The sequence below is a fragment of the Ruegeria sp. YTSC004 genome (assembly GCF_059609805.1).
This window is the reverse complement of the sequence record NZ_JBXWMJ010000003.1, coordinates 95,652-120,008: the sequence shown is the minus strand read 5'-3', so window position 1 is coordinate 120,008 and position 24,357 is coordinate 95,652. Positions and strand designations below refer to the sequence as shown.

The window sequence follows — 24,357 nt, the reverse complement described above, 5'->3', positions numbered from 1 at the left end:
CGTCAAATTAGTCACCATGATCTCCTTCCGAACGGCATCTAAAAGCCGTTCGGTTAAATCGCAGTATCCGGCAGAATCGACTCGAACAAAAATGAGAGCTTCTGCCAATCACCCCTGCTGCTCAACCAATGCCTTGAGGTTTGTCAGACCGCGCTCGTAATCTCCGCCGACCCACTTATCCATCATCAGGCCCATCCAGCGCGACATGGGGTTCATGCCTAGATCGGATTCGAACCCCCAAGTCACCTGAGTCTGTTCACCCTCGGGCGTCAGATCGAAGGAGGCCGATGCGGACCCCATCGGACCGAAATCAAGCGCCGTTATGACGGTTTGATCCGGAACGCTTTCGACGATTTCCTGTGACCCAGTACCAACCTGCGGGTGTTCAGATGCCCAATTCAAGGTGTTGCCAACGCCCGCCTCGGGGCCGCTGTAGGACAGCTGGGTTTCGGGATCGCGCGTCAACCAAGGTGACCATTTTTCAGTTTCCTGCATCGAATTCACGTAAGGAAAGATAGCGCTGGCGGGTGCGTTGATCGTGATGCTGCGGGACAGTTCGGCTTTGCCCGGCAAAAGGTAAGACACACCAACCAGAACCAGAATAAGAACAAGCAGAGTGATGAAAATACGTTTAATGAATCGCATGACGCGCTCCTGATCGAAAGAGTGTGGTTCCGATCATATCAAAAAATGGCGCGAAATCAGAGACCTGATCCACGCCATTCGAATTCTTCAGATGTCGGGTCGCTTAGACAACCACGAATTTCTTCTCGGCAGGGTCATAACATTGCAACCCACCTTCACCGATGTCAGTCCACAGCCCATGCAAGCTCAGCGAGCCGTCATCTACCGCAGAAGAAACGAAGGGAAAGGTCATCAGGTTCTCCAGCGATGCCACGACTGCCTGCCGTTCAAACTGCCGTGCCTGATCGACGCTGTCTTCAACATCGGCAACCAATTCATATTTCGGTTTCAGGATATCCATCCAGCGGCCAACGAAGCTTTCTTTTGCTTCCAGTTGCGGGGCTTTGCCCTTGCACATGTCGATGCAGCCCTGAACACCTCCGCATTGCGAGTGGCCCAGAACGATCAGGTGCGCAACTTTCAGCGCCGTAACCGCGTATTCGATTGCCGCACTGGTGCCGTGGTGATCGCCATCAGGGGCGTAAGGCGGCACAAGGTTGGCGATGTTGCGGTGAATAAAGAACTCGCCCTGATCAGCGCCGAAGATCGATGTTACGTGAACCCGGCTGTCACAGCATGAAATCACCATCGCGCGCGGGCGCTGTCCCTCGGTCGCCAGGCGGCGATACCAGACCTGATTTTCTGAATAGGTGGTGGCTTTCCATCCGTGATACCGCTTGACCAGGTAGGTCGGCAGAGGTTTGGCTAAGTCCATTCTCATGTCCCCGTTCTTGTATCTGCCGGCTGCTGTAACCTGAATTCGCAGAAAATTCGACCCATTTTCCAGCATCGACGCAAGGTTTTGCAAAGGATTCTACCGTCAATGTCCAGCTATGCCGTGGGGGCGAAGAAAATTGGGGTAGATGTGGTGGATAAAATAGTCACGCTTGAACAAAAAGAAACCGTTTGGCTGGATACGGACCGCTTGAACGGGCTGTATCACCAATTGGGCGACAAGAACGCATTGGATGTTTTGTGCCGTACGGTAGAGGAATTGGCCGTGCGCCTGTCAAACTGCGAGCAGTTTTGGCGTCAACGCGACTGGGCCGGGCTGCGCAAATGTGCGCGGTCACTGGTGGCCATTGCCGAACAGATTGGCATGACGGCGCTGGCCCGAGTCGCCGGTGATGTGGCGCAATCGGTGGATGTTGGGGATGCGGTCGCGACGGGGGCCACCCTGTCGCGCCTGATCCGCGTAGGTGAGAAATCACTGACCGTGATCTGGGATCAGCAGGATCTTTCCCTCTGACGGGGCTTGCGGACGGATCGTGGGCGGCTAGGCTGGGCGCAATTCGAACCAGCCGAGATACACATGACCCTGTCCTTCGCTTCGCCGTCCGAACCCTCTGTTCCGCTGCATGTCATTTCGCAACCCGATCTCGACAATTGGCTGCAAGACCAGCCAAGCCACATCGCATCGTGGGTCGAGGCCAATGGATTCACCGGGGCCATGGGACAGGCTCTGCTGATCCCTCAATCAGATGGTGCGCCCCAAATGGCCTTGGCGGGTTATGGCAATAGCAGCAAGCGCGCGCGCAAACGGTTCCCGTTGGCAGCGGCGGCCGAAGCCTTGCGGAAGGGAACCTATCACATCGCATCAGGTGTGCCCGCTGATGCGATAAGCAACGAGTGCCTTGGTTGGTTGTTCACAGGATATGCCTTTAACCGTTACGCCAATCAATCACCCGCCAAGGCGCGCCTCGTCGCACCGGAAGGTGTTGATGCCGCGCGGATTGAGGCGCTGGCCAGTGCCGAGGCGCTGACCCGCGATTTGGTCAACACACCGGCCTCGGACATGGGACCGGATCAGCTGCAGGCCGCGGCCGAGGATTTGACGCAGGAATTCGGCGCGACATGTTCGACGATTCAAGGCGACGCCCTGCTGGACCAGAATTTCCCACTGATTCACACGGTCGGACGCGCCGCCGCGCAAACACCGCGCCTGATCGAGATGACATGGGGCAACACCGGGCCCAAACTGACCCTTGTCGGCAAAGGTGTGTGCTTTGACACTGGCGGACTGAATCTGAAACCAGGGAATTCGATGTCCCTGATGAAAAAGGACATGGGCGGTGCGGCCAATGTGCTGGGTCTGGCACGGATGATCATGGCACTAAAGCTACCTGTACAACTGCGCGTGCTGATCCCGGCAGTCGAGAACTCGGTCGCAGGGAATGCCTTCCGTCCGGGGGATATCCTGACCTCGCGCAAAGGTCTGACGGTGGAGATCAACAACACCGACGCCGAAGGGCGGTTGGTTCTGGCCGACGCATTGGCGCTGGCGGATGAGGGTGAACCTGACCTGATCATCTCGATGGCGACGTTGACCGGTGCCGCGCGCGTGGCGGTTGGTCCCGATCTGGCGCCCTTTTACACCGATGACGATGGCGCGGCAGACGCGCTGGCCAACGCTGGTCGGCAATCGGCCGACCCTGTCTGGCGGATGCCTTTCCATGAACCCTATGAGGCGATGATCGAACCCGGCATTGCTGATTTGGACAATGCTCCATTAGGTGGGTTCGCAGGCTCGATCACCGCGGCCCTGTTCCTGCGCCGCTTTGTGGGTGACAGCCGCTATATGCATTTCGACATCTATTCCTGGCAGCCCAGCAAAGCCCCCGGACGCAGCAAGGGCGGTCTGGGCCAAGGGCCGCGTGCCGTGCTGACCGCCCTGCCCGAGATTCTGAACCTATGACCCGCCTGCGCGTCATAAAGCCGGTTGTTGATTTGTTGCGCAGCCCGAATGGCCCAAGGGATCGGCAGCTGTTGTTTGGCGACCCGGTAGATGTTGTTGACGATACCGATGGGTGGAGCTGGATCACCTCGGTCAAGGATGGCTATCCCGGTTGGGTCAGGTCCGATCAACTGGGGCCTGAGGCGCAACAGACCCACTGGGTCACCGCGCCCGCGACACATGCCTATCAACGGCCCGACATGAAAAGCCCGGACCGCGTATCGCTGAGTTTTGGCAGCAAATTATGCGTGCTGTCGGAACAGAATAGATTTCTGGAAACTGAACTGGGGTTCATTCCGGCGATTCACGCCAAACTCAGAGCAACGCACCTGACCGACCCCGTAGCGGTGGCCGAGCTATTTCTGGGCACGCCCTATCTTTGGGGGGGAAACAGTTGCTTCGGTATTGATTGTTCTGGGTTGGTTCAGGCCGGTTTACTGGCCTGCGGCATACCCTGCCCCGGTGATAGCAGTGATCAGGAACGCGAACTGGGTACGGCGCTGCCTGCCGGAACTGAACCAAAGCGCGGGGATCTATTGTTCTGGAAAGGTCACGTGGCATGGGTCTATGGTGAGAACATGCTGCTTCACGCCAACGCCTACCACATGGATGTGACGTTCGAGCCGATGGATCAAGCAATCACACGGATTCTGGAGCAGGGCGACGGGCCAGTAACTTCCCACAAAAGGCTCTAATCAAGGTCGACAGACCGGATCAGCTTGCGTTCCAACACGCGCAGCACGTTGCGCAGGTCATGGCCTCGCTTCAGGATCCGCCCGTCCATGCCGATCACTGAATACATCCCCTGTTTGGATCGCAGACGAGGGTGTTTTTCAACCCGGTAGATCGGATGCTCTGCCGTGCGTCTGAAAATGGAAAAAACCGCCATGTCGCGCAGGTTGGAAATACCATAGTCGCGCCATTCTCCGGCGGCGACCATCTTGCCATAGACGGACAGGATATGTGACATCTCGCGCCGGTCGAACGCGACGGGCATCTGGGCCGAGTTTGCAGAAAACCGGCTGGGAGGCTGCATGTTCATACCCTCAGCCTTGCCGGAAAACGCATTTGAATCAAGTCCGGTGCCAACAGGTGTGGTAATTTTGAATCGTTTCGCCTTACCGTCGCCCAACTTGTCGACAGATTAGAATCACCGGCAAAAGCCCAACGGCCAGGATCACAAGCGAGGGTACCGCTGCCCCCTCCAACCGTTCGTCCGAGGCCAGACGATAGGCCTGGACCGCAAGCGTATCAAAGTTGAATGGGCGCATGATCAGGGTCGCGGGCAGCTCTTTCATCACGTCCACAAACACGATCAACAAGGCCGTCAGCAATGAGGGTGTCAGGATTGGCAAATGCACACGGCGCAAGGTGCCCAGCGGCGATTGGCCCAAAGACCGGGACGCAGCATCCATATTGGCGTGCACTGTGCTCTGCCCACCCTCATACGCGCTGAGCGCTGCCGCCAGAAAGCGCACCATGTAAGCTGCCACCAGCAACCAGATCGAACCCGTCACCAGCAGACCTGTCGAGACGTCGAACGTCTGGCGCATCCACGAATCCAGCGCGTTGTCGAATCTGGCGAAGGGTACCATCAGGCCAACAGCGATCACGCCGCCGGGCACCGCATAGCCCAACCGCGCCAGATAGCCTGTGGTCGATGATCCTCGACCCGGACGAAGGCGCTGAAAGAACCCAACACAGATCGCGGCGCAGACCGTAACCACGGCGGCCACTCCTGCAAGTGTCAGCGAGTTTTGAATGAACCCGATATATCGCCGAGACAGCAGGTTTTGTTCCGAGGTCAGGCCCATCTGGATCAAGATAAATACCGGCAGCAAGAACCCCAGTACCACTGGAATAGCGCACAAGGTTATGGCTGCTGCGGATTGCCAGCCCTTAAGCTGCGCCGAAGGCAGGGACGCATGGCTTTTGCCTGCTTGATAGTACTTTGCCTTGCCGCGCTGCGTCCGCTCGGCCACGGCCATGACCAGCGCAAAACCCAGCAGGCACAAAGCCAACTGCGCCGCAGCCGCTCGGTCGCCGATCGAGAACCAGCTTGTGTAGATACCGGTGGCAAAGGTCTGAACACCGAAATAGGCGACCGTGCCGAAATCAGCGATGGTTTCCATGATGGCCAGCAGGACACCCCCGGCAATGGCTGGACGAGCCATCGGCAGCGAGACATGCCAGAATGCCAACCACGGGCTTTTGCCCAGCGCACGGGCGGCCAGAAAAGCGGTGGCGCTTTGTTGCAAAAACGCGGCTCGCGCCAGCAGGTATACATAAGGGTAGAGCACAAGGATCAGCATCGCCGCCGCGCCCTCGGTCGATCGGATTTCCGGGAACCAATAGTCGCGCGGCCCCCAACCCGTCACGTCGCGCAGCGTGGTCTGCACGATACCAGGATGATCCAGAATGAAAGTATAGGCATAAGCCAGAACATAGGCTGGAAAGGCCAGCGGCAAGACCAGTGCAATTTCCAGAAAGCGCACCCCAGGGAAGCGCGTCATCGTGACCAGCCACGCCGCGCCGACCCCGATAGAGAACGTGCCGATAGCCACCAAAACGACAAGGATCACGGTTGTTAGCGCATAACCGGGTAAAACCGTCTCAAACAGATGTGAGACCGTATCCGTACCGCCCGTCACTGCCGCCAGAACAACCGCAACCATGGGCAGAAGACAAGCGGCTGCTACCATATAAGCCACAGTGGCCACCAACCGGGTGCCCAGCGCGCCGCGATTGCGTTTCCCGTGTTCTGAATAGTCGATTTCGGCCATGGACCCGGATTGTGACTGGCGTTGGCTATTGATCAGCCTTTAATCGACCAAAATGCTAAGAAACACCAGTGCAGGAAAAACAAATCTGCGGCACATACTGCCGCAGACATGGCTCGGGGTTATTCGTAAACGCGCTGATCCTCGATCACCAACCCGTCCTTCGGCAGTGATCCGGGGGTTACAACCTCGATTGCGCCTTTCAGTTTCAGCACCTCGACCACGGATTTGGCATAGGCCATGTCGTCTCCGCCTGCGCTTTCGATCTGAACGGTCATCGTGTCCATCTCACCCTGTCGGGCAGCGATGACACGGGCTTTGACGATTTCCTCGTGCTTATCGACCAATGCTGCCACCTGTTCAGGACGCACAAACATGCCCTTGATCTTGGTGGTCTGGTCCGCGCGACCCATCCAACCCTTGATCCGAAGGTTGGTCCGCCCACAGGGTGAAACACCCGGCATGATCGCGGACAGATCACCCGTGGCAAAGCGGATCAGCGGGTAATCGGGGTTCAAAGAGGTCACCACAACCTCACCCACCTCACCCGGCTCTACCGGTGTTCCGGTGCCAGGGGTGACAACCTCGATGATGACATGTTCGTCGATGATCATCCCTTCCATCGCGGCGCTTTCATAGGCGATGTTGCCCAGATCGGCCGTGGCATAGCATTGCAGGCAGGAAATACCCCGATCAGCATAATCCTGACGCAAAGATGGGAACAGCGCGCCGCCGCCCACAACAGCCTTCGAGAAGTTCAGGGCCACGCCCATCTCATCTGCCTTGTCCAGAATGACCTTCAGATAGTCCGGTGTGCCCGCATAGGACGTGCAGCCCACATCGCGCGCTGCTGTCACCTGCAATTCGGTCTGACCGGTACCCGCTGGCAGCACAGCGGCCCCTACCGCGCGCGCGCCGCTCTCAAAAATCATACCAGCTGGCGTGAGGTGATAGCCGAAACAGTTTTGCACGATATCTCCGGGTCCGACGCCGGCGGCGTTCAGGAAACGCCCCATGCGCCACCAGTCATGATCCGTACTGCCGGGCTCATAGATCGGACCGGGAGACTGGAACACATGATGGAAATGTCGGGCTGGTTTGACGGTAAATCCGCCGAATGGCGGACGCGACGCCTGTGCTTGCGCCAGATCGGATTTCCGCAATACCGGCAGTTTCACCAGATCGTCGGCTGAAATCACCGCGCTGGCATCCGCATCCGCCAGATGCGCAGCAAAGCCCGGAGCGGACAGGGCGCGGTCAATCTGAGTACGCAGCGCCTGTGCCTGATCGGCGGAGCGTTCATCGGCTGATCGGGTTTCAAGAGCGTCGTAGTAGGTCATCGCCAGATCCTCCATTCGCTTACAACCACCTCTTGCGGCGGCGGTAAGATCGCACGTCACGGAAGCTTTTGCGGCCTTCGTCGGACATGCCCAGATAGAACTCTTTCACGTCCGGGTTTTCGCGCAAATCTGCTGCCGGACCGTCCATCACGACGCGCCCGGATTCCAGAATATAGCCGTAATGGGCAAACCTTAGAGCCACATTGGTGTTCTGTTCGGCCAACAGGAAAGAAACACCTTCTTTCTCGTTCAGGTCCTTCACGATACCGAAAATCTCTTCGACCAGCTGCGGCGCAAGTCCCATCGAGGGTTCGTCCAGCAGGATCGTTTCGGGTCGGGACATCAAAGCTCGGCCCATTGCAACCATCTGTTGCTCACCACCTGAAGTGTAGCCTGCCTGCGACCGGCGGCGTTCTTTCAGACGGGGAAAATATGTGTAGACCAGTTCAAGGTCCTGCTGGATGGCGGCCTTGCCATCCTTGCGGGTATAGGCGCCCGTCAGCAAGTTTTCCTCGACCGTCAGGTGTTCGAAACAATGGCGGCCTTCCATCACCTGGATGACGCCTTTTTCCACCAGATCGGCAGGGTCGCTTTCATGCACGCTGGTGCCGCGATATTCGATCGTTCCCTTGGTGACTTCACCGCGCTCGGAATGCAGCAGGTTCGACACAGCCTTGAGCGTCGTCGTTTTTCCTGCGCCGTTGCCGCCCAGCAGGGCCGTGATACCGCCCTTGGGCACAGTCAGGCTGACGCCTTTCAGAACGAGGATCACGTGATTGTAGATCACCTCGATATTGTTGACCTCAAGCAGGGTTTCCGACTTGGTGTCAGTGGTTTGTGCCGCATCCAGCATCTGCGCGTGTCCTTAAGCGAGTGTGGGGTTCGGGACGGCGGTCTGCCGCCGCCCCGGTTTGTTCAAAGCGCTGGATCAGCAACGCCCTTCAATGTTGTTTTCTGCTGCATAGGCCGCAGAATCTTCATCGATCAGCGCGCCGATCACTTCACCATCGGTCTGCTTGAAGTCCGAGATCAGCGTCCAGGTCTTGTTTGCTGCATCCCACTGCGTCACACCCACAAGGGCGTCACCGCCGTGGTTTTCGCATGAGACCGAGAAGGTCGGACCAAAGTTCGCCAGGCCCAGTTCGGCCATCTTCTCTTCGGTCATCTCCAACGCTTCCATGCCAGCGCGCATCTCGGCCGGAGTGATTTCCGCATTGCCTGAGATTTCCTGAGCTTTCTTGATGGCTTCGGCAGCCAGAACAGCCGCATAGAGACCACGGTTATACAGAACCGTGCCAACCTGATCACCCGCGCCTGCAGCCTTACCTGCGTCGACAACGTGTTTCTGCAGATCGTCAAAGACCGGGAAGTCCGTGCCAACATTGTGGAAGGTCAGCGCCTTGTACCCGTTGGCGGCTTCGCCCGCTGGCAGCACATCGTTTTCAGAACCGGACCACCAGATGCCGATGAAGTTCTCCATCGGGAACCGGATGTTTGCAGCCTCTTGCACTGCAACCTGGTTCATCACGCCCCAGCCCCACATCAGGACATAGTCAGGACGATCACGACGGATTTGCAGCCACTGCGACTTCTGTTCCTGACCCGGGTGATCGACCGGCAGGGCGACCAGTTCAAAGCCGTGCTTTTTGGACAGCTCTTCCAGGGTGCGGATCGGTTCCTTGCCATAGGCCGAGTTGTGGTAGACCAGCGCGATTTTCTTGCCGCTCAGGTCACCACCGTTTTCCTCAAGCAGGTAATTGACCGCGCCCGAGGCCCCGTCCCAGTAGTTGGCTGGATAGTTGAAGGTATGGCTGAACACGTCGCCGTTCTTGGCCGAGGTCCGGCCATAACCCATCGTGTGCAGCGGAATGTCGTCTGCGGTGACCTTTGGGATCAGCTGATAGGTGATGCCAGTCGACAGCGGTTGATACACCAAAGCACCTTCGCCCTTGGTGGCTTCATAGCATTCCACACCTTTTTCGGTGTTGTAGCCGGTTTCGCATTCGACCATCCGGATCGGAACACCGCCGATGCCGCCATCGCGCTCATTTAGCAGGGTGAAATAGTCGTTATAGCCATCCGAGAACGGAATGCCGCCGGCGGCGTAAGGCCCGGTACGATAGCTCAGATCGGGGATCACAAGATCCGCCAGAGCGGGTCCTGCAGCCATCAGGGCGCTTAGCGCCGCGGTTGCCAGTTTCAATTTCATCGGGTGTCTCCTCCCTTGGTTAGTCCGATGTTGCGTTCAGGCTTGTGCCGCCCGTTTTTTCATTGGGCCGACCCCTTAGTGCGGGAACGGCCATAGTCTGAGTTTCTCTTTCGCCACGCGCCACAGTTGTGCCAGCCCGTGCGGTTCCAAGATCAGGAACATGATGATCAGCGCGCCGACGATCACCAGCTGCAGATGTGCTACGATATCCGTGGGCCAGCCCAGAACGTCGACGCCCACCACTTTCAGGACCACCGGCAGCAGAACAAGGAAAGCGGCACCGGCGAACGATCCGAAAATAGACCCTAACCCTCCGATAATAATCATGAACAGGACTAGGAACGATTTCTGGATACCGAATACTTCGCCGACCTCGACCGCGCCAAGATAGACTGCAAAGAACAGCGCTCCTGCGATGCCGATGAAGAACGAGCTGACGGCAAAGGCGCTCATCTTGGCCTTCAATGGGTTTACCCCGATGATCTCGGCCGCGATGTCCATGTCACGGATCGCCATCCATGTCCGGCCAGTCGTGCCGCGCGTCAGGTTGCGCGCGATAAGGGCGCTGACGGCCAAGAAAATCAGGCAGAACATATAGGTGGCCCATGCCGGTGCATTCGGACCGGTGATGATGATGCCAAACACATCCCGTTCCGGCGCATTGATCTGACCCGAAGCCGAATAGTTGTAGAACCACGGCACCCGGTTAAACAGCCACACAAGGAAGAACTGCGCGGCCAGTGTGGCCACCGCGAGATAAAATCCCTTGATCCGAAGGCTGGGCAGGCCAAACAGCACCCCGACAATGGCCGTTATGCCGCCAGCCAGAATGACATGAATGAACATGCTGACATCAGGGAACGAGGTCATCAGCTTGTAGCAGGCATAGGCGCCCACAGCCATGAAACCACCGGTACCCAAGGATACCTGCCCGCAATAGCCCACAAGGATGTTCAACCCGATTGCCGCAATGGCATAAATCAAAAAGGGCAGTAACAGCGCATTGGCCCAGTAGTCATTGATGACGAGGGGAATTATCCCGAAAGCCACCGCCAGAACCACATAATACCGATACCGGTCGAACTTGATCGGAAAGGTTTGGCTGTCATCTGTGTAGGAGGTTTTGAAATCCCCGGCCTCACGATAAAACATGTCTTACTTTCCCCATTCTTCCTGCGCCCGGTTGCGGGCCTCGGCGTCCAGCTGCTTGGAGCCTTTTGCATATCCGCTCGCCTCTGAGGCGCGCACCAGTTTCATGTAGGCCAAGATGCCCATGGCGAGCCCGGCAAAAGCCAGAATTGCTGCAATCACCAACTGGCCTTCGGTCAAATCCTCCGAAGTGAGCGCGATGTAGCCAAAAGCCCAGAACCCGGCCCATGCGATCACGTTGATGATGGCGATCAGCTTGGTCATGCCGCTAGACCCTCTCGATGATCTTCTCACCGAACAGACCTTGCGGCCGGAACACGAGGAAGATCAGCGCCAGTACGTACGCAAACCAGTTTTCGGTCGCTCCGCCGACCAGCGGGCCAATGGCAAACTCGAACAGTTTCTCGCCCACACCAATGATCAACCCGCCGACGATGGCACCGGGGATCGAGGTGAACCCGCCCAGCATCAGCACCGGCAGCGCCTTGAGCGCAATCAGTGACAGTGAGAACTGCACGCCCGACTTGGTACCCCACATGATGCCTGCAACCAGCGCGACAAAACCCGCAACCGACCACACCATGATCCAGATGAAGTTCAGCGAGATGCCGACCGACAGAGCCGCCTGGTGGTCATCCGCCACGGCGCGCATCGCCCGGCCCTGCTTGGTGTATTGGCTGAACGCGACCAGTGCGGTCACCAGCAGCGCGGCTATCACCGTCGCCACAAGGTCCAGATTGTCGATAAAGAAGCCGTAGCCAAAGATGTTGAACGTGGTCTCATCGATCCACAAGTTGATACCCTGCGGCAGGCCGACATCCAATGTCTTGATCTCGGATCCCCACATCAGGTCAGCCACGCCCTCAAGGAAATAAGCCAGACCGATGGTCGCCATGAACAGGATGATCGGCTCTTGACCGACCAAATGCCGCATCACAAAGCGCTGTACCGCCCAGGCCAGCAGAACCATGACACCCATCGTCAGGATAATCGCCACAAACGCTGGCACATTCCATCCGAACTTGTGGATATGAGTCCCGAAAGTAGCGTTGATCAGGTGGGCAAACGGGACCTGCCCGTTCATGATCCCCACAAGCGTCATGGCGGCAAACAGGGCCATAACCCCTTGGGCGTAGTTGAAGATTCCGGACGCTTTGTAGATCAATACAAAGCCCAGCGCGACCAGAGCGTACAGCACACCGGCCATAAGACCGTTGAGGAAAACCTCCATCGCGAAAATCAGCTGATCAGGCATGTGTGCCCCCTCTCATGTCTGTCAGTTGCTCAGTCATGACTTACCCCCAGATAGGCGTCGATGACTTCCTGATTGCTGCGCACCTCATCCGGGGTGCCGTCGCCGATCTTCTTGCCGTAATCCATCACGACCACCCGATCGCTCAGGTCCATCACAACACCCATGTCATGCTCGATTAGCGCGATGGTGGTGCCAAACTCGTCATTCACGTCGAGGATAAAGCGGCTCATGTCCTCTTTCTCTTCAACGTTCATGCCGGCCATAGGTTCATCCAGCAGCAACAGTTTGGGTTCCGCCGCCAGCGCACGGGCCAGTTCGACCCGCTTTTTCAGACCGTATGGCAGACGGGATACCGGAGTTTTACGGATGTGCTGAATTTCGAGAAAGTCGATGATTTTCTCGACCGCTTCGCGGTTTTCAACCTCTTCCGCCTCAGCCTTGCCCTTCCACAGGGCCTGCTGAAAGAGGTTGGTTTTCATATAGTTCAGCCGCCCGGTCATGACGTTGTCCAGCACGCTCATGCCTTCGAAAAGGGCAATGTTCTGGAACGTCCGGGCAATACCTTGCCGCGCAACTTCATAAGGGCGCATCTGCGGACGCTTGGCCCCATGGAACCAGACCTCGCCCTCCTGCGGGATATAGAACCCTGAAATCACGTTCAGCATCGAGGATTTACCGGCGCCGTTCGGACCGATGATGGCGCGGATCTCGCCTTCACGAATGTCGAATGAGATATCCTTGATCGCCACCACACCGCCAAAACGCAGGGTGATGTTCTTCATCTCCATCACCACGCCGCCGATCTTGCGGCCATCTTCGGTGACATATCCTTCGGAGTTATCCAGCATCAGTCACTCCCTGACTTGCGGAAAAACGGGACGGCGGGCGGGGCGATGACCGCAGGTCGAGCGGCGCATGACCGGCCCTCATTCCGCCGCCACCTTGTGCTGCGCAACCGGTACGACCGGCGCATCCACGATTTCAAGCGTGGCACTGATCGACCCCTTGCGGCCGTCTTCATAGGTCACTTCGGTCGTGGTTGAGACCTGCTTGGACCCGTCATAAAGCGCATCGATGATGTCACTGAACTTGTCCTCGACAAATCCGCGGCGCACCTTCCGCGTACGGGTCATCTCACCGTCATCCGCGTCCAGTTCTTTGTGCAGAACCACAAAGCGATGCACCTGACAGCCCGACAACATCTCATCAGCGGCTACAGACTTGTTCACCTCTTCGACATGGCTACGAATCGTCTCTAACACACGGGGATTTGCAGTCAGTTCCTGATAAGACGCATAGGCTACGTTGTTGCGTTCCGCCCAGTTGCCCACTGCTGTGAGGTCAATATTGATAAAGGCCACGCAGCGGTCTTTGCCGTTTCCGAACAAAACAACCTCAAGGATGTCGGGATAGAATTTCAACTTGTTCTCGACGTATTTCGGCGCAAACATCGACCCGTCGGCCATCTTGCCAACGTCCTTGGCGCGGTCAATTATCCGCAAATGTCCTGAGTTTTCTTCGATGAAACCGGCATCGCCAGTGGCAACCCATCCCTCGGCGTCCTTGGTCGAGGCCGTGGAATCCGGGTTGTTATAGTACTCGACAAACACACCGGGCGAGCGGTAGTGGATTTCGCCCTTGTCGTCGATCTTCAGCTCAACGTCCGGGGCGGGCACACCAACGGTATCGGCGCGCACCTCTCCATCGGGTTGAACCGTGATAAATACGGTCGCTTCGGTCTGACCATAAAGCTGTTTCAGGTTGATGCCCAAAGAGCGGTAGAAATCAAAAATCTCCGGACCGATTGCTTCACCCGCAGTATAACCTACGCGAAAGCGGCCATAACCCAGTGTATCCTTGAGTGGCCCGTAAACCAGCAGGTTGCCCAGCGCGTATTTCACGCGGTCGCCGAACCCAACCGGCTTACCGTCCAGCAGCAGCCCGCCAACTTTCTTGGCATGCGCCATGAAGTGATGAAACATACGCTGCTTCAGCTTGCCAGCGTCCTCCATCCGGATCATCACATTGGTCAGCTGAGTTTCAAACACTCGTGGTGGGGCGAAGAAATAAGTCGGCCCGATCTCGCGCAGGTCCGTCATCATCGTGTCGGCGCTTTCAGGGCAGTTCACGCAGAAGCCGCACCAATAGGCCTGACCGATGGAAAAGATGAAATCGCCTACCCAAGCCATCGGCAGGTAAGACAGGATGTCTTCGTTCCGGTTCAAATGATCGAACTCGGCGGAATTCTTGGCGCTTTCGATCACATTCCGGTTCGACAGCACCACGCCCTTGGGTTTACCCGTGGTGCCCGACGTATACAGCATGACGCAGGTGCCGTCGTAATCGATCTCGGCAATCCGACGATCCAGTTCCGCATCAAAACGCGCATGACCGGCACTGCCTTCGGCCATCAGATCGTCCAATGCGTTCATCTGGCTGTGATCGTATTTCCGCATCCCCCGTTTGTCGGTGTAGAGGATGTGTTTGACCTGATGCAGGTTCTCCTGAATCTCGATGACCTTGTCGACCTGCTCCTGATCACCGCAGACGACGTATTTTGCGCCGCAATGATCCAGCACATAGGCCATCTCCTCAGCGACTGCATCCTGATACAGCGGAACTGGCACAGCACCCACCATCTGAGCCGCAACCATCGACCAGTAATGCGCCGGACGATTGCGCCCGATCACTGCGATGTGGTCGCCTTTTTCAACGCCAAGTTCCAGAAAGCCCAGGGCAATCGAACGGATTTCCCTGGCCGTTTCGGCCCAGGTCCAGCATTGCCAGATTCCGAATTCCTTTTCCCGGTAGGCCGGGGCGTCCCCGAACTGGGTCGCATTGCGGTGTAGCAGCGCCGGAAGAGAGTGCATCCCTTCAGCGCCCGACTGCGTCTGAGCCAATCTCTTTCTCCTCCCCATCCGACCCCTCCTCCGGGCCGGAAACGGCGGACCAGGGATCAACCCCGGACGCCAACGCCCCACTAAGGGACGCAGGAAAGATCAGCGTCAACTTTTACCTGATGTTTTCTCAATTCTTACGAATTGTAACAGTGGTAGTACAGAAATCGGACCGCCTGACAGACGTAAGTCAAAAGAGCTTCTTGGCTGGAGAATTTTTCAAGTGGGGATAAACTCAAGATACCCGAGCTTATCCGCAACCAATAAGTACCCAAAAAATAGCGCATTTGCGACCATCCAGTGGAACAGAGCTTTGAGCCGCCGCTTTTCTTTGGGGAACCACTCAAATTTCCTAAGCCAACCAATACCCACGTCCATGACCATTAGAACAAACATAAAGTGTCTAAAGAACAAATAGATAAACAGTACAAACAGCAAGATAACTGCAATAGTGTTTGCAGGGGCGATTTCCCATTCACTGCTTCCAACAGAGGTCGTTATCGTACTTTCCATTAAAGTCTCTTTTTCAAGACGGAAAATCAGCAAGTTACAACCAATCCCGCAAAATCGGAATCAAAGGCACATCCGCCGCAGGCATCGGATAGTTCCGCAACTCATTCGCACGCACCCATTTCAACGCCTGACCTTCTTTCGACTGCGGAATACCTTCCCACTTGCGACAAGCAAACAACGGCATCAGCAGGTGAAAATCGTCATAGCTGTGGCTGGCAAAGGTCAGCGGGGCGAGGCATGAGGCCCAGGTGTCGATGCCCAGTTCCTCGTGCAATTCGCGGATCAGGGCAGCCTCGGGGGTTTCGCCGGGTTCGATTTTGCCACCGGGGAACTCCCAGAGACCGGCCATGGATTTGCCCTCGGGTCGTTGGGCCAGTAGCACCCGGCCCTCAATGTCGATCAGGGCGACAGCAGACACCAGTAAGGTCTTCACGAGCGATAATCCGCGTTGATCTCGATATAGCCGTGGGTCAGATCGCAGGTCCAAACGGTGGATTTGCCTTCGCCCAGCCCAAGATCGACCGCAATCACAAGGTCTTGACCTTTCATATAGGCGGCGGCGTCATCCTCACGGTAATCCGGGCTGACCCAGCCCTTTTCGGCAACCAGAATATCCCCGAAGGAAATGCTCAGCAGGTCGCGGTCAGCGGCGGCACCGGATTTACCGATGGCCATGACGATGCGGCCCCAGTTCGGGTCTTCTCCAGCAATGGCCGTTTTCACCAAAGGTGAGTTGGCAATCGCCAGTCCGTGCACCTTGGCGTCCGCATCCGAGGCGGCACCGGTTACACAAATTTCCACGAATTTCGTAGCACCTTCGCCGTCACGCACAACCTGTTGCGCCAAGTCAAGCATCACGCCCTCCAACGCCTCGGCAAACGCCGCATCGCCGGTTGCGTCCACGCCTGAGGCCCCGGTTGCACAGAGCAACAGACTGTCCGAGGTCGATGTGTCGCTGTCGACGGTGATGCAGTTGAACGTCCGGTCGGTTTGGGCGCTCAGCATCGCCTGCAGCGCGGACTGTTCGACCTGTGCATCGGTAAAGATGTAGACCAGCATCGTCGCCATATCCGGCGCGATCATGCCTGACCCCTTGGTAATCCCTGCAATAGAGACTGTTTTTCCGTCAATCTCGACCTTTGCGCTGGCCCCTTTGGGGAACGTATCCGTGGTCATGATCGCCCGCGCCGCATCCTCGATGGCATGACGGCTGAGGCCCATCTTCAACGCCTCAAGCTGTGCTACGATGCGGTCATGCGGCAGCGGCTCACCAATCACGCCGGTTGATGAGGTAAAGACCCGCTCTACCGCGACACCGGTGGCTTTGGAGACGGCCTGCGTCACCTCGGCCACTGAAGTCTGGCCATAGTGACCGGTAAAGGCATTGGCATTGCCGGAGTTCACCAAAATCGCCGCAGGCCCATCGCTGGACCCGCCGATCTTGTCCTGACAGTCCAGCACGGGGGCTGCGCGTGTGGCGGACCGGGTAAACACCCCAGCCACAGATGTGCCCGGATCCAGAACCGCCAACATCACGTCGGTACGGCCCTGATAACGCACGCCAGCCTCGACGGTGGCAAAACGCACACCGTCAATCGCAGGCAATTCGGGGAAGGCCGCTGGAGCCAGCGGCGAAACCTTGGTGATCGCGGCCACTGGGGTTACTCCTGAATCAGGTCGATCTGACGGATGACCTCGGGGCCAACACCGTCCAAAGCAGGGCGTTCGATCTGCGACTGCTGCGTCAGCTCGTCGATTTTGGCTTGAATCGCGTCCTGCTGAAGGGACTGTGCCAGCTGTTCACGGACGGCATCAAGTTCCGGCGCTTCGGATTTTCGCGTGTCGTTGAGAATGATCAGGTGCCAGCCGAACTGTGTTTGCACCGGATCCGAAATCTGACCCTTTTCCAACGCAACAACGGCGTTTTCGAATTCCGGCACCATCTGGCCCTTGCCAAACCATCCCAATGACCCGCCATTCGGACCCGATGGGCCGGTCGACTTTTCCTTGGCCGTTTCGGCAAAATCGCCGCCGTCATCCAGCAGAGTTTTAATTTCCTTGGCTTCTTCTTCGGTGGCTACAAGAATATGGCTGGCGTCGAACTCATCTTCGCCTTCGAAGTTGCCAAATTCCGCATCATAGGCTGCCTGAATTGACTCTTCGGTCACGACATCGCCCAGCAACGCATTTACTGTCTGCACCGCCCGCATGGAACGGCCTTCGTTTTCCAATCCCAACTGGTTCAGCCGGTTCAGATCGTCCTGCTGCTGCGCCAGCAATTGCTGCTGGATCAATTGCTCGATTACGAATTCGTACAGAACATCATCTTCGACCTCGGCGTAATTCGGCGGCAGGGCTGCAACGGATGCGATAACGTGACCCAATGTGATTTCATCCCCGTTCACATTGGCGACAACCGTATCCGCGTCCGGCTTGGTTTCGGCGGCAAGCGGCATCGCCATCACGGCAGCCAGAGCCAGCGATGGCAGAAAAGTGAGGCCTTTGGGCATGGAATCATCCTATTTCTTTGCCGCGACGGGGCGTGGCGTTGACACTCTGGGACCTGCCGCTTACATCGCTTTGAAGCCTTGGACAGGGCCGCCTTTCATCCCCCGTATCTATGGGTTGCAAGCAAGGTGGGCAAGCCTGTCGCAACCAAGACAAGAACAGATCCGCTGGAGTGAACATGCTGGGACTCGGAACGCTCGCCAAAAAGGTGTTCGGAACACCGAACGACCGCAAGATCAAGGCGACCCGTCCGCTGGTCGAAAAGATCAATGCGCTGGAACCTGAGTTCGAAAAGCTGTCCGATGAGGGCCTGATCGAAAAGACCGCCGAACTGCGCAAACGCGCACTTGATGGTGAGGCGCTGGACGACTTGCTGCCAGAAGCCTTTGCCAACGTTCGCGAAGGTGCCAGACGCGCGCTGGGTCTGCGCGCCTTTGACGTACAGCTGATGGGCGGCGCGTTCCTGCATCAGGGCAATATCTCGGAAATGAAGACGGGTGAGGGCAAGACGCTGGTTGCCACCTTCCCCGCCTACCTGAACGCATTGACCGGCAAGGGCGTGCACGTGGTTACGGTAAACGAATACCTGGCCAAGCGTGACGCCGAGTGGATGGGCAAAGTCTTTGGTGCCCTTGGCATGACCACCGGCGTAATCTGGTCGGGTCAGCCGGATGCCGACAAAAAAGCCGCGTACGCCTGTGACGTCACCTATGCCACCAACAACGAGTTGGGTTTTGACTATCTGCGCGATAACATGAAGGCGGAGCTGGATCAGATTTACCAAAAGTACCACAATTTCGCGATTGTGGACGAGGTCGACTCGATCCTGATCGACGAAGCGCGGACGCCATTGATCATCTCGGGCCCGTCCGAGGACCGCTCGGACCTGTATACCAGCATCGACGCCCTGATCCCCTCGCTAAGCGATGATCACTTTACGTTGGATGAAAAGTCCCGGAACGTGACCTTCACCGATGAGGGCAACGAGTTCCTGGAACAACAGCTGATTGCCAACGGTCTGATCCCCGAAGGCCATTCTCTGTATGACCCCGAAAGCACCACGGTGGTACACCACGTCAACCAGGGTCTGCGCGCACACAAGCTGTTTACACGTGACAAAGACTACATCGTCCGTGACGGAAACGTCGTTCTGATTGACGAGTTTACAGGCCGGATGATGCCAGGTCGCCGTCTGTCCGAAGGTCTGCATCAGGCCATCGAAGCCAAGGAAGGCGTCCAAATTCAGCCTGAAAACGTGACGCTGGCCAGTGTGACCTTCCAGAACTACTTCCGTCTGTATGACAAGCTGGGTGGCATGACCGGCACCGCGCTGACCGAAGCCGAAGAATTCGCCGAAATCTACGGTCTGGGCGTGGTCGAGGTTCCGACCAACAGGCCGATTGCCCGTCTTGACGAAGACGATCAGGTCTATCGCACCGCCGGTGAGAAATACGGCGCGATGATTGACGAGACCAAGGAAGCGCAGGAAAAGGGCCAGCCGGTTCTTTTGGGCACAACCTCGATCGAGAAATCCGAACTGCTAAGCCAGCTGCTGCAAAAGGAAGGCATCGAACATAACGTTCTGAACGCCCGCCAGCACGAGCAAGAGGCACAAATCGTGGCCGATGCTGGCCGATATGGTGCGGTGACCATTGCCACCAACATGGCTGGCCGCGGCACCGACATTCAGCTGGGCGGCAATGTCGAGATGAATGTGCTCCAGGCGCTGGCCGAAAACCCCGAGGCCGATCCTGCCGAGTTGCGCGCCAAGGAAGAGGCCCGCCACGCCGAGGAAAAGGAAAAGGTTCTGGCGGCCGGTGGTCTTTACGTCATGGCATCCGAACGTCACGAAAGCCGTCGGATCGACAACCAGCTGCGCGGTCGTTCGGGCCGTCAGGGTGACCCGGGCCGCACCGTGTTCTACCTGAGCCTCGAAGACGACCTGATGCGCATCTTTGGCTCGGAACGGCTCGACAAGGTTCTGACTACGCTGGGCATGAAAGAGGGCGAGGCAATTGTTCATCCTTGGGTGAACAAGTCGCTGGAACGCGCACAGTCCAAGGTCGAAGGCCGAAACTTTGACATGCGCAAGAACGTTCTGAAATTCGACGACGTGATGAATGACCAGCGTAAAGTGGTGTTCAGCCAGCGGCGCGAAATCATGTCGACCGATGACCTGTCCGAGATCGTCTCGGACATGCGCGAACAGGTGATTGACGATTTGATCGACGAATACATGCCGCCAAAAACCTATGCCGATCAGTGGGATACCGATGGCCTGCACGCGGCAATCAAGGAAAAGCTGACCATCGACGCGCCTGTACAGGACTGGGCCGCCGAGGAAGGCGTCGATGATGAACAGGTGCGCGAGCGTCTGGTCAATGCTGCCGATGAGATGATGGCGCAAAAGGCGGCAGCCTTCGGTCCCGAAAATATGCGCAACATCGAAAAGCAGGTTCTGCTGCAGACGATCGACAGCAAATGGCGCGAGCACTTGCTGACGCTGGAACATCTGCGCTCGGTCGTTGGATTCCGCGGTTACGCCCAGCGCGACCCGCTGAATGAATACAAGAACGAAAGCTTCCAGCTGTTCGAAGGGATGCTGGACAGTCTGCGCGAAACAGTGACTCAGCAATTGTCGCGCGTCCGTCCGCTGACCGAAGAGGAACAGCGCGAAATGCTGGCCCAGATGCAAGCTCAGCAAGCTCAGGCACAACGGGCGGTGGATCAAGCCACCGACAAGGCGGAAGCACTGGCCGAAGCCCAGGCTTCAGGCGATGCGCGCCCTGGCTTTGTCGAAGACGATCCCTCGACTTGGGGGAACCCGTCGCGCAACGATCTCTGCCCTTGTGGATCTGGCAAGAAATTCAAACACTGCCACGGCCGGCTGACCTAACGTCACCTTGATCAAAACACATTGAGTCCGTTTCACGGCCACATATTGGCCGTGATTCAACTTCAGGATGCGACTCGCTCCTTCAACTGGGGAGGGTGTTTTGTTTGTAATAAAGAATTACGTGACCACTGGCGGCACCGTCGCTTGTGCCTTAGCCATTGGTTACCTGATGCAAAATGGATCGCCAGCGCAATCGGATGGCGCGCAGGCTCCTGTAAATGTGGCTGCCGCCAATCAATCCTCTGTGATTGCCGGGCTGGAAGGAATTGTTCTGACCTCCTCGCTTCCGGCCGCTGATGCAACCACCGACATCAAGGCATCGCGGCGCGCCCTGCAACCCACTCGATCGACCCCCTCTGATCAGGAAAACTGCACTCTCAGTGCCCGTGCTAAAGCCGTTCCCGGCGCTGCGGCACGCCTGACCGTCAAAGCCCCCTGCCACGGCAATGAACGGATCGAAATCCACCACAGCGGACTAACAGTTACCCAACGAACGGACAAAAACGGCGCTTTGGATCTGACGATCCCGGCCCTGTCGGAATATGCGATCTTTCTGATCTCGGTAGATGATCAGACCGGGACCGTAGCCACCACTCACATCCCCGACTTGTCCAACTACAACCGCATCGCCCTGCAATGGCAGGGTGAGACAGACCTGCAGATCCATGCGCTGGAATTTGGGGCCAGCTATGGAACCGCCGGACATGTATCTTCGAACTCTGACGCAAAAGGTGCGGGTAAAGTCGTGCATCTGGGCCAACAGGCGTTCGGTGACGCGCAGAATATCGAAATCTATTCCTTCCCTGCAGGCGAAACCAGCCAGACCGGTTCGATCGAACTGACGGTCGAGGCCGAAGTGACCGAGGCAAATTGCGGCCGGGATTTGGCCGTGCAATCGCTCGAGCTGCGTGGCGATCGCCGCCTGCGGTCGCGCGATTTGACGCTGCCCATGCCGGATTGCGCACAAGCCGGTGATTTTCTGGTGTTGAATAATCTGCTCCAAGACCTGACAATCGCGGCAAATTAAACCGCAGGCAGGCTCGACTTTCTTATGACATTTTTTCGTGTGGCAGTGGCCACACTGATTTCGGTGACTCTGGCGTCCTATGTACACGCACAGGATATCACGCTGACCTCGCAAGACGGCAAGGTCGAGGTCACAGGCAACCTGCTGAGCTTTGATGGCGAGTTTTATCGCGTGGATACGCAGTTCGGTGAGCTGACCGTGGATGGGTCGGGTGTGACCTGCGAAGGACCCGCCTGCCCCAGCCTTACGGATTTCGTGGCCGAGGTTCGGTTCTCAGGTTCTTCCGTCATGGCGGAAAAGGTACTGCCGGCCCTGATCGTTGGTTTCGCCCAGCAAGAGGGGATGTCGGCGACGCCGCAGCGTTTGGATTCGGGCGCATTCACCTATGAGCTTTACCAGACCGGGCGCGATGCCCCTTTGGCGCGGTTCTATTTCGCCCCTAACAACACAGGTGGCGGCTTTGCGGATCTGATCGCCGATGAGACAGATATCGTCATGGCACTGCGTGAAATTCGCCCATCGGAACAGGAGGCCGCGCAGACCGCTGGTCTGGGTGATCTGGCAGATGCAAGGCGATCCCGGGTCATCGCGCTGGACGCGCTTGTCCCAATTGTGGCCCGGGAAAACCCGGCGCGGCAAATTTCGCCCGCAGAACTGGTGCGCGTGTTTTCCGGCGAGATCCAAAACTGGTCTGAATTAGGAGGACCTGATGCGCCGGTTTCCCTGCACTTACCAGACGCGGGTTCCGGTTTGGCGCAAGGGGTTGAGGACCGGTTGCTGGCCCCCGCTCAATCCACGCTGGCCGAGGGAATCGTCCGTCACACCCGTAGCAGCGATCTGGTTCGCGCTGTCGCTGATGACCCCTTTGCCATCGGTATCGCCAGCCATGCCGAGGTCGGGCCTGCCCGGGGCCTGCCTCTGACCGGCGGTTGCGGTCACGCGCTGACCGCCACGCGGCAATCCATCAAGACCGAAGATTATCCGCTGACATCGCCGATGTTCTTGTATCTGCCGGAAATCCGCCTGCCCCGCATCGCGCGGCAATTCCTGGCCTATTCGCAAAGCGCCGAGGCACAGATGGCGATCCGCGATGCCGGATTTGTGGATCAAGAACCCGAAACCATGCGGATCGGGTTGCAAGGGGATCGTCTGGCCAACGCAGTGGTTTCAGGTGGTGCCGAGGTCGGGTTGGAAGAGTTACTGCGCATGATCGACACGCTGCGCCCACAATCGCGCCTGTCTCTGTCGTTCCGGTTCGAGGCAGGTTCCTCCAGACCCGACGCGCAGTCACGTTCCAACATCCGGCAGTTGGCCCACGCCCTCGAAACCGGGACCATCGACGCTCGTAAACTGACCTTTGTGGGCTTTAGCGACGGCGAAGGCGCGGCCACAGCCAATGCAAGGATCGCATTGCTGCGGGCAAAGACCGTGCGCAACGCAGTGCTGTCGGCGGTAGAAACAGCCATTCCGGAGAGTGTCGAGATCGCCGTGGACGCATTTGGCGAAGCAATGCCCATGGCCTGTGATGACACGGACTGGGGCCGCAAAGTCAATCGCAGGGTCGAGGTCTGGGTTCAGTAACCCTCACAAATAGCCCTCGGACCGAAAGCTCAACTCATTCGATTTGCCAATAATCAGATGGTCATGCAGCGTCAGGCCCAGCGCGACGCAGGCATCCTGAATTCGGTTGGTCATATCGATATCCGATTGCGACGGTGTCGGATCGCCCGATGGGTGATTGTGTACCAAGATTAGTGCCGAGGCATTCAGCTCAAGCGCGCGTTTGGCAACCTCGCGCGGATAGACGGGAACGTGGTCGACAGTGCCTTTGGCCTGTTCTTCATCCGCAATCAGAACGTTCTTTCGGTCTAGGTAGAACACGCGGAACTGCTCAGTCTCGCGATGCGCCATCGTCGTATGACAATAGTCCAGCAATGCGTCCCAGCCTGATACGACGTGCCGTTGCATGACCCGCGCACGGGTCATCCGATGCGCACACGCCTCAAGGATTTTCAGGTCGGTGATCACCGTATCGCCTACGCCTTTGATTTGCCGCAGCCGTTCTTCGGGCGCAGTCAAAACGCGGTTAAAGTCGCCAAACGTATCCATCAGCGCTCGGGCCAGGGGTTTGACATCCTGCCGTGGGATCGAGCGGAACAGGGCAAGCTCCAACAATTCGTAATCCGGCATTGCCGCCGACCCACCAGACATAAACCGTTCGCGCAATCGTTTGCGGTGATCTTTGATATACGACGGCAAGCGACCCGTCGGCAGCGGCTGCACGGGGGCTTCGTCGGTTTCAAACAGCATCGGTGCTTCGGCAAAGGCGTCCTGTGTCATGGGACCACCGTGCCGCAGAATCGGT

The 24,357-nt window shown here is 57.6% G+C and carries 23 protein-coding genes; 6 read left to right on the top strand and 17 right to left on the bottom strand.

The features are described from left to right. Nucleotides 1-108: 108 nt before the first annotated feature. Together AC2FFP_RS07545 and AC2FFP_RS07540 are read right to left on the bottom strand one after the other, a co-directional pair. Entirely contained in the window at nt 109-645 is a 537-nt protein-coding gene (locus AC2FFP_RS07545; protein WP_496765876.1) for an SRPBCC family protein, read from the bottom strand. 103 nt (nt 646-748) lie between these two features. Next, complete coding sequence (locus tag AC2FFP_RS07540; RefSeq protein WP_109313867.1) at nt 749-1,399, bottom strand: carbonic anhydrase; 651 nt, start codon at nt 1,397-1,399, stop codon at nt 749-751. Between the two features lie 108 nt (nt 1,400-1,507). Here AC2FFP_RS07540 and AC2FFP_RS07535 point away from each other — a divergent pair, with 108 nt between their 5' ends. From AC2FFP_RS07535 to AC2FFP_RS07525, 3 genes are all read left to right on the top strand, one after another. Further along, nucleotides 1,508-1,933: a hypothetical protein gene (locus tag AC2FFP_RS07535; protein ID WP_496844869.1), complete on the top strand. Its 426-nt coding sequence runs from the start codon at nt 1,508-1,510 to the stop codon at nt 1,931-1,933. A 63-nt stretch (nt 1,934-1,996) separates the two neighbouring features. Next, nucleotides 1,997-3,379, top strand: a complete 1,383-nt coding sequence (locus AC2FFP_RS07530) for a leucyl aminopeptidase family protein (RefSeq protein ID WP_496765881.1) — start codon at nt 1,997-1,999, stop codon at nt 3,377-3,379. Continuing rightward, the gene (locus AC2FFP_RS07525; protein ID WP_496842452.1) at nt 3,376-4,113 is read left to right on the top strand and encodes a C40 family peptidase; all 738 of its coding nucleotides are present in this window, start codon (nt 3,376-3,378) and stop codon (nt 4,111-4,113) included. Before AC2FFP_RS07530 ends, AC2FFP_RS07525 begins: the two co-directional genes overlap by 4 nt. Here AC2FFP_RS07525 and AC2FFP_RS07520 read toward each other — a convergent pair. The 14 genes from AC2FFP_RS07520 to AC2FFP_RS07455 form a co-directional block, all read right to left on the bottom strand. Beyond that, nucleotides 4,110-4,460 (bottom strand): DUF2794 domain-containing protein, encoded by a 351-nt coding sequence (locus tag AC2FFP_RS07520; protein WP_496765885.1) that lies wholly within the window; start codon nt 4,458-4,460, stop codon nt 4,110-4,112. The genes AC2FFP_RS07525 and AC2FFP_RS07520 overlap by 4 nt on opposite strands. 76 nt (nt 4,461-4,536) lie before the next feature. Beyond that, nucleotides 4,537-6,201, bottom strand: a complete 1,665-nt coding sequence (locus AC2FFP_RS07515) for an ABC transporter permease (protein WP_496765887.1) — start codon at nt 6,199-6,201, stop codon at nt 4,537-4,539. Between the two features lie 119 nt (nt 6,202-6,320). Continuing rightward, the gene (locus tag AC2FFP_RS07510; RefSeq protein ID WP_496765892.1) at nt 6,321-7,538 is read right to left on the bottom strand and encodes a phenylacetate--CoA ligase family protein; all 1,218 of its coding nucleotides are present in this window, start codon (nt 7,536-7,538) and stop codon (nt 6,321-6,323) included. Between the two features lie 19 nt (nt 7,539-7,557). Continuing rightward, nucleotides 7,558-8,391, bottom strand: coding sequence for an ABC transporter ATP-binding protein (locus AC2FFP_RS07505; protein WP_058275083.1), 834 nt, complete (start codon nt 8,389-8,391; stop codon nt 7,558-7,560). A gap of 75 nt (nt 8,392-8,466) precedes the next feature. Beyond that, nucleotides 8,467-9,747 (bottom strand): ABC transporter substrate-binding protein, encoded by a 1,281-nt coding sequence (locus AC2FFP_RS07500; protein ID WP_496844867.1) that lies wholly within the window; start codon nt 9,745-9,747, stop codon nt 8,467-8,469. Nucleotides 9,748-9,822: 75 nt separating this feature from the next. Next, nucleotides 9,823-10,899, bottom strand: a complete 1,077-nt coding sequence (locus tag AC2FFP_RS07495) for a branched-chain amino acid ABC transporter permease (protein ID WP_496844866.1) — start codon at nt 10,897-10,899, stop codon at nt 9,823-9,825. Between the two features lie 3 nt (nt 10,900-10,902). Then, a complete protein-coding gene (locus AC2FFP_RS07490) occupies nt 10,903-11,160 on the bottom strand; it encodes a hypothetical protein (protein WP_496844864.1) in 258 nt (85 codons plus the stop codon). Nucleotides 11,161-11,164: 4 nt separating this feature from the next. Next, complete coding sequence (locus AC2FFP_RS07485; RefSeq protein ID WP_058279216.1) at nt 11,165-12,151, bottom strand: branched-chain amino acid ABC transporter permease; 987 nt, start codon at nt 12,149-12,151, stop codon at nt 11,165-11,167. Between the two features lie 29 nt (nt 12,152-12,180). Continuing rightward, nucleotides 12,181-12,999: an ABC transporter ATP-binding protein gene (locus tag AC2FFP_RS07480; protein ID WP_496765909.1), complete on the bottom strand. Its 819-nt coding sequence runs from the start codon at nt 12,997-12,999 to the stop codon at nt 12,181-12,183. 78 nt (nt 13,000-13,077) lie between these two features. After that, nucleotides 13,078-15,021 carry an AMP-binding protein gene (locus AC2FFP_RS07475; RefSeq protein WP_496844906.1) on the bottom strand — a complete coding sequence of 648 codons (1,944 nt, stop codon included), beginning with the start codon at nt 15,019-15,021 and terminating at the stop codon, nt 13,078-13,080. Nucleotides 15,022-15,267: 246 nt separating this feature from the next. Further along, nucleotides 15,268-15,561, bottom strand: coding sequence for a hypothetical protein (locus tag AC2FFP_RS07470; protein WP_496765911.1), 294 nt, complete (start codon nt 15,559-15,561; stop codon nt 15,268-15,270). Nucleotides 15,562-15,595: 34 nt separating this feature from the next. Next, nucleotides 15,596-15,994: an 8-oxo-dGTP diphosphatase MutT gene (gene mutT / locus AC2FFP_RS07465; protein WP_496765915.1), complete on the bottom strand. Its 399-nt coding sequence runs from the start codon at nt 15,992-15,994 to the stop codon at nt 15,596-15,598. Beyond that, nucleotides 15,991-17,217, bottom strand: coding sequence for a bifunctional glutamate N-acetyltransferase/amino-acid acetyltransferase ArgJ (argJ, locus tag AC2FFP_RS07460; protein WP_496765918.1), 1,227 nt, complete (start codon nt 17,215-17,217; stop codon nt 15,991-15,993). Before argJ ends, mutT begins: the two co-directional genes overlap by 4 nt. A 5-nt stretch (nt 17,218-17,222) precedes the next feature. Further along, nucleotides 17,223-18,071 carry a peptidylprolyl isomerase gene (locus AC2FFP_RS07455; protein ID WP_496844862.1) on the bottom strand — a complete coding sequence of 283 codons (849 nt, stop codon included), beginning with the start codon at nt 18,069-18,071 and terminating at the stop codon, nt 17,223-17,225. A 176-nt stretch (nt 18,072-18,247) separates the two neighbouring features. On the opposite strand from AC2FFP_RS07455, the gene secA reads away from it, so the two are divergent. The 3 genes from secA to AC2FFP_RS07440 all read left to right on the top strand — a co-directional run bounded on the left by secA (nt 18,248) and on the right by AC2FFP_RS07440 (nt 23,573). Next, complete coding sequence (gene secA, locus AC2FFP_RS07450) at nt 18,248-20,965, top strand: preprotein translocase subunit SecA (RefSeq protein WP_496844861.1); 2,718 nt, start codon at nt 18,248-18,250, stop codon at nt 20,963-20,965. A 100-nt stretch (nt 20,966-21,065) separates the two neighbouring features. Continuing rightward, nucleotides 21,066-21,992, top strand: a complete 927-nt coding sequence (locus AC2FFP_RS07445) for a hypothetical protein (RefSeq protein ID WP_496880867.1) — start codon at nt 21,066-21,068, stop codon at nt 21,990-21,992. Between the two features lie 24 nt (nt 21,993-22,016). Continuing rightward, the gene (locus AC2FFP_RS07440; protein WP_496880866.1) at nt 22,017-23,573 is read left to right on the top strand and encodes a phosphate ABC transporter substrate-binding/OmpA family protein; all 1,557 of its coding nucleotides are present in this window, start codon (nt 22,017-22,019) and stop codon (nt 23,571-23,573) included. 3 nt (nt 23,574-23,576) lie between these two features. On the opposite strand, the gene radC is transcribed toward AC2FFP_RS07440, so the two are convergent. Continuing rightward, the gene (gene radC / locus AC2FFP_RS07435) at nt 23,577-24,332 is read right to left on the bottom strand and encodes a RadC family protein (protein ID WP_496736660.1); all 756 of its coding nucleotides are present in this window, start codon (nt 24,330-24,332) and stop codon (nt 23,577-23,579) included. Nucleotides 24,333-24,357 lie beyond the last annotated feature (25 nt).